This is a genomic window from Colwellia psychrerythraea (genome assembly GCF_000764225.1).
Taxonomy (GTDB): Bacteria; Pseudomonadota; Gammaproteobacteria; order Enterobacterales; family Alteromonadaceae; genus Colwellia; species Colwellia psychrerythraea_D.
In genome coordinates, this window is the sequence record NZ_JQED01000005.1 from 615,597 (window position 1) to 626,859 (window position 11,263).

At 37.3% G+C, this 11,263-nt stretch carries 10 protein-coding genes; 8 read left to right on the top strand and 2 right to left on the bottom strand.

The features are described 5' to 3' along the window. The first annotated feature begins 72 nt into the window (after positions 1-72). The 4 genes from glyQ to ND2E_RS16590 all read left to right on the top strand — a co-directional run bounded on the left by glyQ (position 73) and on the right by ND2E_RS16590 (position 4,127). Positions 73-1,014 carry a glycine--tRNA ligase subunit alpha gene (glyQ, locus tag ND2E_RS16605; protein WP_033092658.1) on the top strand — a complete coding sequence of 314 codons (942 nt, stop codon included), beginning with the start codon at positions 73-75 and terminating at the stop codon, positions 1,012-1,014. After that, a complete protein-coding gene (gene glyS / locus ND2E_RS16600) occupies positions 1,014-3,080 on the top strand; it encodes a glycine--tRNA ligase subunit beta (protein WP_033092659.1) in 2,067 nt (688 codons plus the stop codon). Before glyQ ends, glyS begins: the two co-directional genes overlap by 1 nt. 184 nt (positions 3,081-3,264) lie before the next feature. Then, positions 3,265-3,579, top strand: a complete 315-nt coding sequence (locus ND2E_RS16595) for a TraR/DksA family transcriptional regulator (protein ID WP_033092660.1) — start codon at positions 3,265-3,267, stop codon at positions 3,577-3,579. Between the two features lie 296 nt (positions 3,580-3,875). Next, positions 3,876-4,127 carry a YdcH family protein gene (locus ND2E_RS16590; protein ID WP_033092661.1) on the top strand — a complete coding sequence of 84 codons (252 nt, stop codon included), beginning with the start codon at positions 3,876-3,878 and terminating at the stop codon, positions 4,125-4,127. Positions 4,128-4,203: 76 nt separating this feature from the next. Here the strand turns inward: ND2E_RS16590 and lepB are convergent, their stop codons facing one another. Then, entirely contained in the window at positions 4,204-4,896 is a 693-nt protein-coding gene (gene lepB / locus ND2E_RS16585) for a signal peptidase I (protein ID WP_033092763.1), read from the bottom strand. 92 nt (positions 4,897-4,988) lie between these two features. After that, positions 4,989-5,234, bottom strand: a complete 246-nt coding sequence (gene tusA, locus ND2E_RS16580) for a sulfurtransferase TusA (RefSeq protein ID WP_033092662.1) — start codon at positions 5,232-5,234, stop codon at positions 4,989-4,991. Positions 5,235-5,408: 174 nt separating this feature from the next. On the opposite strand from tusA, the gene ND2E_RS16575 reads away from it, so the two are divergent. From ND2E_RS16575 to ND2E_RS16560, 4 genes are all read left to right on the top strand, one after another. Next, complete coding sequence (locus ND2E_RS16575) at positions 5,409-7,340, top strand: transglycosylase SLT domain-containing protein (RefSeq protein ID WP_052056253.1); 1,932 nt, start codon at positions 5,409-5,411, stop codon at positions 7,338-7,340. A 160-nt stretch (positions 7,341-7,500) separates the two neighbouring features. After that, on the top strand, positions 7,501-8,832 hold the full coding sequence (gene pepQ, locus ND2E_RS16570) for a Xaa-Pro dipeptidase (protein WP_033092664.1): 1,332 nt from the start codon (positions 7,501-7,503) through the stop codon (positions 8,830-8,832). Positions 8,833-9,119: 287 nt separating this feature from the next. After that, positions 9,120-9,734, top strand: a complete 615-nt coding sequence (locus ND2E_RS16565) for a YigZ family protein (RefSeq protein ID WP_052056254.1) — start codon at positions 9,120-9,122, stop codon at positions 9,732-9,734. Positions 9,735-9,758: 24 nt separating this feature from the next. Then, a complete protein-coding gene (locus ND2E_RS16560; protein WP_033092665.1) occupies positions 9,759-11,210 on the top strand; it encodes a TrkH family potassium uptake protein in 1,452 nt (483 codons plus the stop codon). Positions 11,211-11,263 lie beyond the last annotated feature (53 nt).

An 11,263-nucleotide genomic window follows, 5' to 3' on the forward strand; every position in this document is an offset into this window, starting at 1 on the left:
AGATGGCAAAGCATATGAAAGATTTTTATATTCTTTGCTCAGTTAAACCAGACAAAAGTGAATTTGAACACCATGACAACTTACAATAGTAAAACTTTTCAAGGCTTAATTTTGCAATTGCAAGATTATTGGTCACGTCAAGGTTGTGCAATCGTACAGCCTCTTGATATGGAAGTTGGGGCCGGTACTTTCCACCCAATGACTTTTTTACGCTCAATAGGTCCTGAGCCGATTAACAGTGCATATGTGCAACCTTGCCGTCGTCCTACGGATGGTCGTTATGGTGATAACCCAAATCGCTTACAACATTATTATCAGTTTCAAGTAATGCTAAAGCCGTCACCTAAAAATATTCAAGAGCTTTATCTGAATTCGTTAAAAGAGTTAGGTGTAGATCCACTTGTTCATGACATACGTTTCGTAGAAGATAACTGGGAATCTCCAACATTAGGTGCTTGGGGGTTAGGTTGGGAAATATGGTTAAATGGAATGGAGATTTCTCAATTTACCTATTTCCAACAAGTGGGCGGTTTAGAGTGTACGCCTGTGACTGGTGAAATTACTTACGGGTTAGAGCGCTTGGCAATGTACATCCAAAATGTGGATAGTATCTATGATCTTGTTTGGACTGATGGTCCATTAGGTACAGTATATTATCGTGATATTTTCCATCAAAATGAAGTAGAGCAATCGACTTATAATTTTGAATATGCCGATGTTGATGCACTATTTACTCAATTTGATCAGTGTGAAAAAGATAGTCAAAAATTGATAGAAGCCAATTTACCGTTACCAGCTTATGAGCAAGTAATGAAAGCATCACATGCATTTAATTTACTTGATGCTCGCCATGCAATATCAGTAACTGAACGTCAACGTTATATTCTACGTGTTCGCACTTTATCGAAAGCTGTTGCTGAAGCTTTCTACCAAAAACGAGAAGAACTCGGTTTTCCAATGTGTAAGAATAATGAGGCTAGTGCAAATGAAATACTAGCGAAAGGAGATAAATAATGACTACGGAAACACTCCTTATTGAGCTTGGTACTGAAGAGTTACCACCTAAATCATTAAAAACATTAGCAACGGCTTTTTATGACAACATAAAGAACCAACTTGATAGCCATAATTTAGCGTATAGCGATATTAAATGGTTTGCAACACCTCGTCGTTTTGCGGTTCAAGTTATTGATTTAGCTAAAAAACAAGAAGATAAAATAGTCGAAAAACGCGGCCCAGCTGTAAATGTAGCTTTTGATGACGCTGGCAATGCGAGTAAAGCGGCACAAGGTTGGGCAAGATCGAATGGTATAGAAGTTGCTCAAGCCGAGCGCTTAGTTACTGACAAAGGTGAATGGTTACTCCATCGCGCTACGGTAACTGGCAAAGCCGTTGTTGAACTGGTACCGGATATGGTAACAATAGCACTAAATAAACTGCCTATTGCTAAACCTATGCGTTGGGGAGCTGAACGCACTCAATTTATTCGTCCAGTACAAACGTTAACTATGCTTTTGGGTAGTGATATTATTGCGGGAGAGGCCCTTGGGGTGAGCTCAAGTAATCAAGTACAAGGTCATCGTTTTCATCATGAAGGTTTAGTGAGCATTAACCATGCAAATGATTACCAAGCTGAATTAGCTAAAGCCTATGTAGAAGTCGACTTTAATGAAAGACAAAATAAAATTGTTGCACAAATAAAGCAAGCAGCTGATGAGATGAATGCGGTAGCGTTAATTGATGAAGAGTTACTTGACGAAGTGACGGCACTAGTTGAGTGGCCAGTTACTTTGGTTGGAACCTTTGATGAAGATTTCTTGAATGTTCCGGCAGAGCCGTTAATCTATTCGATGAAAGATCATCAGAAATATTTTCCGGTCAATGATAAAAACGGTCAATTAATCAATAAGTTTATTTTTGTTGCTAACATAGAGTCTAAAGATCCAAGTGCGGTTATTTTTGGTAATGAAAAAGTAATTCGTCCTCGTTTAGCAGATGCTGAATTTTTCTTTAAAACAGATAAAAAACAAAGTTTAGAATCAAGGTTAGTAAGTCTTGAGTCCGTTTTATTTCAAAAACAACTAGGTACATTGAAGGCAAAATCTGAACGTATTGCAATGTTATCTCAATTTATTGCTGAGCAATTAAACGAGAATGCGCAAGATGCATATCGTGCTGGTTTATTAAGTAAAACAGACCTGATGTCTGATATGGTTCTAGAGTTTCCACAAGTACAAGGTACCATGGGTAAGTATTATGCATTGCATGATGGTGAGAATGAAAATATTGCACAAGCACTGGAAGATCAATATCGCCCACGCTTTGCAGGTGACTCTTTACCTGAAGCTAATATTGGCTGTGCAGTTGCCATTAGTGACAAGATAGACAGCTTAGTAGGTATCTTTGGTATTAAACAAGCACCTAAGGGTGATAAAGACCCATTTGCTTTACGAAGAGCTGCTATTGGTAGTATTCGTATTATTATTGAAAAACAGCTTGATTTAGACCTTGCTGCGCTAATAAACAAAAGTATTGAATTATTTGGCGATAAATTGGTTAACGACAATACAGCCAATGAAGTTCTTGAGTTTGTAATGGGGCGTTTCCGAGCTTTTTATCAAGAACAAGGGATTAGCGTTGATGTTATTCAAGCGGTATTGGCTAAAAAGCCAAGTGCGCCATTAGATTTTGAAAAACGTATCAAAGCAGTAACTTTCTTTGGTGAATTACCTGAAGCTGCGACACTTGCCGCTGCTAATAAGCGTGTAGGTAATATCTTAGCTAAATTTGATGGTGAACTTTACCAGTCATTCAATACTGATTTAGCAACAGAGCAAGCCGAGCTTGATTTAGCTAAAATTTACCAAGAAATAAACGTGAAAGTAGCGCCGTTGATGGCTGAAAAGAATTACCAAGCAGCACTTTCCGAATTGGCTCAGCTGAAAGCGCCTATTGATACTTTCTTTGATAGTGTTATGGTCATGAGTGATGATGATGCGGTGAAAGTTAACCGTTTAACCTTACTCAATGAAATTAGAAATAGCTTCTTTGCCATTGCTGATATATCTGTTTTGCAGTAAAAAATAAGCTAGCAATAAAATAAAAAAGGTCATGGCAACATGGCCTTTTTTTATGCCCAAAATTTGAGTACTAAAAATTTAATAAATGACATTCAAAATTTGAGCTAGATCAACAACAAGAACATAAATAGGCGTAAGGTGAATGTAAGGGGATTTATAAATACCGACCAATAAGGAGCTGGTTATGCCTAGCCAAGAGATAACGATATTATTAGAAGATAAGTTAATACAATTAACAAAGCGAATTACTGCGATAGAGGCTGACTTTCATAAAGGTAGATCACAAGATTTTTCTGAACAAGCAACAGAAACCGAAAATGATGGTGTGTTAGATGAAATTCATCACGAAGCGAAGTTAGAGTTAAGCCTCGTTAAATCAGCCTTAAAACGGATATCTGATGGTTTATATGGTAATTGCATAGAGTGCGATGAACCGATTAACCCAGACAGACTATCGGCACTACCTTATACAACTAAATGCATTAAGTGCGCTATTTAATAAAACAATACCAATTTGATTAAATTTATTCCCTACTCAGAGCTACATTAGCGTGCTTAGAACAAGCAAAATTTTTTAAACATAGTTATTCTATATTTTATTAATTCTGTGATGTTATCAGTTTTGCTAATTAGCTGCTAAAGGGCGAGTTTAAAAGATCCACATGCAGCGTTATTGGTTTTGACAATAGAGTAACTATTATCTTCAATCAATGCCTTGCCTTTAAGCCTTTTAATTCTCGCTGAGTGGGAAGTAACTTAATCAACTTGGTATAACAATTACTTTTGGAGAAAAATATGACATTAGAGAAACATGATTTACATCACGAATTTCCAGATTTAAAGGATGAGATACGTCACCTAAAAATCAATGATAAGCACTTTGCGCGATTATTTACTGAATATCATGAAGTTGATCACGAAGTTAATCGAATAGAGCAGGGTGTAGAAAACACAAGTGATGAGTATTTAGAAGGCAAAAAGAAGCAAAGACTTAAGTTAAAAGATAAGTTGTTTGTTATGTTGAAAAAAGCACAAATTCCAGCGTGATTTTTGTTGAAGATTAACATAAATATCCCCAATACTTTATGGATTGGGGATTTTTTTTGGTAAAAATAAATGATGTTTAGATATCATAAATGTCTAGAAAAAAACGATTTGAGCGAGGAAGATAATAATTAGCGTAATCAACAGAAAATGCAATTGCAGTAGCTTTTCCACGTAACTCCTGATGAGGAACAAAACCGTAAACTCGAGAATCAGCGCTGTGTCGACGGTTATCTCCTAATACTAAATAATGACCGGCAGGAACTGTTACGGGAGAAAAATTGCTGAGTTGGTTACTAGCAGAGTTATCAATGTTGATTGAGTGTGTAATATTGTCGATTTTTTCTGTTGAAGTCGTGATTTCTTTGGCATTGACTTGGTGAATATAGCTCTGTGAATCTTTATAGGATAAGCGCTGCCCGTTTATCATAATAACCTCATTATGCATCTCAACCATATCACCAGGTAAGCCTATGACACGCTTAATCAACCTTAAATTTGCAGCTTCAGACTCAAAGACAATAATCTCACCACGTTTAGGCGTAGCAACTGAAAGTAATGACACATCAGTAAAGGGTAAGCGGACATCATAGGCCATTTTATTAACAATGATACGATCGCCTTCCTGAATTGTGGGTTTCATTGATCCTGTGGGAACAGAATACCAGTCGGCAACAGCACTCCTAAAAACTGACATCAACAGGATGAAAAGGAGAAATTTTTTGTTACTATGTAAAAAAGAAAGGAATTTTTTATTACTAAACTTGGTCATCATATATTGCTCCATAGCTAATAACTGTCACTAGGTATGTATGGCAATAAAACAAAGTGAAAGTTCCACGGAGAAATACTTACTTACACATGTTAATTCTTTTTAATAACATATAAAAAAGGTAGTGTATCTGTTTGTATAGCCAATAACTCATGTTCCATAAAGCGGCAAAAGCTTGGTATGTCTCTCGCAGTAGATGGGTCATCACATTTTATTAGCAATGTTTCACCGCTAGCAATTTTTCTAATATTCATGCGCACCATCATCACAGGTTCTGGACAACGTAGGCCAATGGCATCAAGTGTATGATCAGTTTGTTGAAAAATAGAAGTCGTCATTAGCTATACAGTGTAAAGTTAGTTTATCAATAATTATACCTTGTTTAGGTCTTTCAACATAAGAAATAAAGCGAGATCAAGGTATAAAAAAATGGCTTTAGCTATACTCAATTAATCGAAATAACTTAGTAGGTTATCTCCTAAAAATTTATATTACCGACTCCAGAGGTACCAGTGAAAAGTATTCTAAAGGTTATGTTACTGTCAATTTGTGCACTTACACCAATGACGAGTGTGCGAGCAACAGAGAGTTTGCAAATATTGACCGATGTTGGACAACAAAGAATATTCTTAACAGCTGAAAAATTATTAGCAAAAAGTAATTCGCAACAATATCAAAGCTTATATAACCAGTTGTATTACTACCCTTTACAGCCTTACCTAGATCAACGTAGATTAATGGAAAACATGCGGTTATCTTCAGCAGGGGAAATTGCCAGTTTTTTAGAAAAATATCAGCATTCACCGTTAGACTGGCCATTACGAAAAGCCTGGTTAACATTTTTAGCCAAAAAAAATAAAGGTGCACTTTTCCTCGAGTTTTATCAAAGTACTGACAATGATGTGTTGACTTGTCACAAACTCAACTTTTCTTTAGAAGCAGGTCTTCCGGCCAGTGTTGTCCTACCCCAAGTAACAAAATTATGGTTGGTAGGTAAATCTTTACATAAAGTTTGTGACCCGGTAATTAAGCTGTGGCAACAAGCCGGTTATAGAACTGATGACATTGTCTGGCAACGTATTGGTTTAGCTGCAGATGGTGGAAAACATACCTTAATTCCATATTTAACAAATTTATTGCCAACAGATCAGCAATATTTGGGGCGATTATGGCATCAAGTGAGACGTGATCCGGCAAATGTAACGAGACAATATAAGTTTATTAATAAATCGACAAAAGAAAGTCAAATATATACATATGGTATTAAACGCTTAATTTGGCGTGATCCTGATAAAGCATTAGCCAGCTTTAACAAAGTGCAAGAAGAATTTACTTTCTCAACAAAACAATATCAGCAAATAGTGGCAAAGTTTGCCGTCGCTTTAGCAAGTAAAAACCATCCTAAAGCGAGAGCTTGGCTAGAAAAGTTGGACCCGCTGAATGTAGATAGCAATATCATGCAGTGGCAATTAACAGAAGTATTAAAGCAGCAAAATTGGCAATTGGTTTTGCAAGAGTTGGCAAGCATGCCGGAAAAATATAAAACAAAATTGCAGTGGCGTTACTGGTATGCAAGGGCATTGATCGAAACGGATGACTTAGAGCATGGCCAAGATGTTATGAATGAATTATCAAGTAAACGTCATTATTATGGGTTTTTGGCGGCAAGTTATTTAGAAACTCCTGTTAGTCTACAAGACAGTCCGTTAGCAATCAGTAGTCAGGAGAAAAAAGCAATATTGTTATATCCTTCAGCAAAGCGGGCATTTGAATTTTACTATTTAGGCCGTTATGTCAAAGCACGAAGAGAGTGGCGCTATTGGCTTACACAGCTTAATAAGCGTGAAAAATTAGTTGCGGCAAAACTCGCTAATGAAAATGGCTGGTTTGATCGGGCAATATTCACTTTGTCACAAGTTGGTTATATGGATGATGTTGAATTGAGGTTTCCAAAGGCCTTTGATAAGAAAATTAATCAGCATGCTAAGAAGCAAGAGATTAACCCTGCTTGGGCCTTTGCCATTGCGAGGAGAGAAAGCTCGTTTATGACAGACGCAAGTTCACCGGTAGGCGCAAAAGGGTTAATGCAGCTTATGCCTAAGACTGCAAAGCAATTAAAGCGAGGTAATGTTAGTCGACAGTATTTGTTCAATGCGGATAATAATATAAAATTAGGAACAAAGTATTTACGTAACCTTTTGGATAAAAATAAAGGGAATCAGGTTCTTGCTACCGCTTCGTACAATGCAGGGCCTTATAGAGTAAAACGCTGGTTAAAGGACAGTCATGCTATGCCTGCGGATATTTGGATAGAAACAATTCCTTTTAAAGAGACCCGTAATTACGTAAAAAGCGTCTTAGCGTATCAAGAGATTTATCAGCATATACCTGGGCAAGTCAGTCAAGTTTTTGAGCAAGTTATCAATATGAGCATTGGTGATTAATTGATTAAGAGTTAGTTAAAGGCTTTAGCCTCTTTGCAAAGTTATATGCACAAACTTAGCACATTTTAAATGGAGCATTCTCTTGTCAATGGCATGGCTTTTTGGGGATATGCTATCATGAGTGAAATTTTTTGATGGCCGTTTTTCGGAGACAGAATACATGACAACACTTCATACTAAGTTGGCTAGCCAATATCCAGCCCATATTGCCCAATTGCAACAGATGACTAAATCAGTACTTTCACGTGAAAATCTAGAAGGTTTAGTTATTCATTCAGGACAGGAAATTAAGGCTTTTCTAGATGATAACTGCTACCCGTTCAAAGTAAATCCTCACTTCAAATATTGGCTACCATTAATTGATATTCCAAACTCTTGGTTAGTGGTCAATGGTGAAGACAAACCAACACTCATTTACTATCAACCTGTAGATTTCTGGCATAAGGTAACACCTTTAGCAGAAAGTTATTGGGGTGAGCTTTTTACTATCAAAATATTAACTAATGCAAGTGAGGTAGATAAGTTATTACCTTATGATAAAAAGGGCTTTGCTTATATTGGTAGTCACTTTGAAGTCGCAACAGCACTGGGGTTTGAAGCTATTAATCCTGAAGCATTACTTAATTACATTCATTACCATCGTGGTTATAAGAGTAAATATGAACACGAATGTCTTCGCCAATCGAATGCTTTAGCAGTAAAAGCACATCAAGCAGCCCGTAATGCCTTTTTACAAGGTGATAGTGAATACGATATTCAACATGCGTATCTTAAGTCTATAGGTTACGGTACGAATGACACACCATACGGTAATATTGTTGCCTTAAATAAAAATTGCTCCATTTTGCACTACATGTCTTTGGATAAGATGGCACCACAAGTACATCAATCATTTCTCATTGATGCCGGTGCTAATTTTAATGGTTATTCTGCAGATATTACCCGTACCTATTCATATAAAAATGATAAATTTGCTGAATTGATTGCCCGTATGGATAAGCTGATGCTTAATGCCGTCGCAGGATTAAAGCCAGGGGTGAGTTATGTTGATCTTCATATAGAAACACATAGAGCCATAGGTCAGGTATTGCGTGATTTTAACTTTATCAATGTTGATGCTGATACGGCTGTAGAATCAGGTATCATTTCAACATTTTTCCCACATGGTTTAGGTCATCATTTAGGTTTACAAGTACATGATGTTGGTGGTTTTATGGCTGATGAACGTGGAACCCATGTTAATACGCCAGCAGCACATCCATTTTTACGAACGTCACGTATGATAGAAGCAAACCAAGTTTTTACTATTGAGCCTGGTTTATATTTCATTGATTCATTATTAGCAGACTTAAAAACATCGGCTAATGGCGATCAAGTTAACTGGCAAAATGTGGATGAAATGCGTTGTTTTGGTGGTATTCGCATAGAAGATAATATTATTGTTCATCAGTCACATAATGAGAATATGACTAGAGATTTAGGCTTAAGTTAGGGTCTGTTGACCTTTCATTTTAGTCTCTGTTATAGGCTAATTGTTAAGTTAACAAGACAAAAGAGTGCTATGTAGTCACTCTACTATAATGATTTTCAACGCTGTTAAGTTGAAAATTAGCCATCGCCCTTCGGGTTGCCTTGAAAAAGCGTCATTCTTTGTTGCTTCATTCGCATTTGGAACAAGCAAATATTGAATGAAGCGCCTCGATTGCCATCTTATTCAAGTGCAACAGAGTTACAAACTGAAAGATCAACAAACCCTATTTCAGAGAAGTAAAATTTATTGTGACAAAATCCTACGCTATAGCGGTTAATGATGTTGAAGAGGAAAGCATTGTTAGCCGTAGTCGATTTATTTGCTATCTTCGTCCTTGTGACAATATTGCACAAGCTAAGGCTATGTTAAAAGAGCTGCAGCAACTTCACCCGCAAGCGAGTCATCATTGTTCTGCTTTTCTGACAAAAGCGGCCGATGATAGTCAAGGTTACGGGTTTTCTGATGATGGAGAACCGACAGGCACCGCGGGAAAACCAATGTTATTGGCATTACAAGGGGGTGGCATAGGCCAAGTTTGCGCAATTGTTGTTCGATATTTTGGGGGAACTAAATTAGGAACTGGTGGTTTACAAAGAGCTTATGGTGGTAGTGTTCGCCAAGCATTAGCATTTTTACAGTCAAAAATTAAAATAGCTATGGTGCATAAAACCTTAGCATGTCAATATAGCCAAATAGATGATGTTTTGCATTTGCTTAGGCAAATTGAAGGTAAAGTTGTCACTCAGGATTATCAACAAACAGTCATTTTTCGACTCGCGATTCCAATAGAAAAATTGGGTTTAATGCAGGATAAGTTACATACATTGTCTTCAGGACAATTAAAGTTGACTACTATCGAATAATAAATCGAATAAGAAAAATAAAACGTGCAATATAAAAATATTATCCGAATTTTAGGCTTATTGGTTGGGTTACTTAGTGTGACCATGTTGCCTCCTGCGTTAATTTCACTAATCTACCGCGATGGTGGTGGTTTACCCTTTATTCTGGCTTTTCTATGGTGTATTTGTACCGGTTTTTTAGCTTGGTATCCAAACCGTCTCGAAAAAACAGACCTGAAAGCCAGAGAGGGCTTTTTAATTGTTGTACTCTTTTGGTTTGTATTAGCTAGTTTTTCCGCTATTCCTTTGATGTTATTAGAACAACCCAATCTGTCCACTGCAGATGCTTTTTTTGAATCCTTTTCAGGGTTAACTACAACAGGGGCAACGATTTTAAATCATATTGATGATTTACCTCACGCAGTCTTGTGGTACCGTCAACAACTACAGTGGTTAGGTGGTATGGGGATAATAGTATTAGCCGTTGCCGTACTGCCTATGCTTGGTATCGGTGGAATGCAGCTATATCGTGCGGAAACTCCAGGGCCAGTAAAAGACTCTAAAATGACCCCCCGAATTGCTGATACGGCAAAGCATTTATGGTACATCTATTTAGGGTTAACTATTGCTTGTGCTTTAGCATATTGGCTTGCTGGCATGTCAGGGTTTGATGCTATTTGCCATGCTTTTTCAACGATTGCTATTGGTGGTTTTTCTACCCATGATGCCAGTATGGGCTATTTTAATAGTCCAACCATTAACTTAGTGTGTGTGACATTTCTACTGATTGCAGGGGTGAACTTTGCTTTGCATTATGCCGCAGTGCAAAGTCGATCGATAAAGAGTTATTTCTATGATCCTGAGTTTAAGGTATTTATTGGTATTCAAATTGTACTGACTTTAATTTGTTTTATCGTGCTCTTAACTACAGGTACCTACCAAGATGCTGATCAAGCATTAGACCAAGCATTATTCCAGTCTGTTTCTATTAGTACGACAGCGGGGTTTGCCACGACTTCTTTTGCGGATTGGCCAACGTTATTGCCCATGCTACTTATTTTTTCAAGTTTCATTGGTGGTTGTGCAGGTAGTACCGGTGGTGGTATGAAGGTAGTACGGGTAGTCTTATTATATTTACAAGGGTTGCGTGAATTAAACAAGCTGGTACATCCCAAAGCCATTTTTAGTATTAAACTAGGTCGAAAAGTGTTGCCTGATCGTGTTGTTGAAGCGGTATGGGGGTTCTTTTCTGCATACGCAGCTGTGTTTGTGATTTGTATGTTATTGCTATTGGCTGCTGGCATGGATGATATTACGGCCTTTACCGCTGTAGCTGCCTGTATTAATAATCTTGGTCCAGGGTTAGGGGAGGTTGCGGCAAACTTTTCTTCGATTAACGATATGAGTAAGTGGGTATTAATCATGGCTATGTTGTTTGGTCGTCTAGAAATATTTACCTTGCTTGTTCTATTTACGCCTGCCTTCTGGCGTTCATAAATCGTATATAGCTAAATATCTATATACGATTTCATTACTCTTCTAACTACAAT

Coding starts and splice junctions, on each gene's coding strand:
- glyQ (WP_033092658.1), top strand. CDS start 73: ATGACAACTTACAATAGTAAAACTTTTCAAGGCTTAATTTTGCAATTG.
- glyS (WP_033092659.1), top strand. CDS start 1,014: ATGACTACGGAAACACTCCTTATTGAGCTTGGTACTGAAGAGTTACCA.
- ND2E_RS16595 (WP_033092660.1), top strand. CDS start 3,265: ATGCCTAGCCAAGAGATAACGATATTATTAGAAGATAAGTTAATACAA.
- ND2E_RS16590 (WP_033092661.1), top strand. CDS start 3,876: ATGACATTAGAGAAACATGATTTACATCACGAATTTCCAGATTTAAAG.
- lepB (WP_033092763.1), bottom strand. CDS start 4,896: ATGACCAAGTTTAGTAATAAAAAATTCCTTTCTTTTTTACATAGTAAC.
- tusA (WP_033092662.1), bottom strand. CDS start 5,234: ATGACGACTTCTATTTTTCAACAAACTGATCATACACTTGATGCCATT.
- pepQ (WP_033092664.1), top strand. CDS start 7,501: ATGACAACACTTCATACTAAGTTGGCTAGCCAATATCCAGCCCATATT.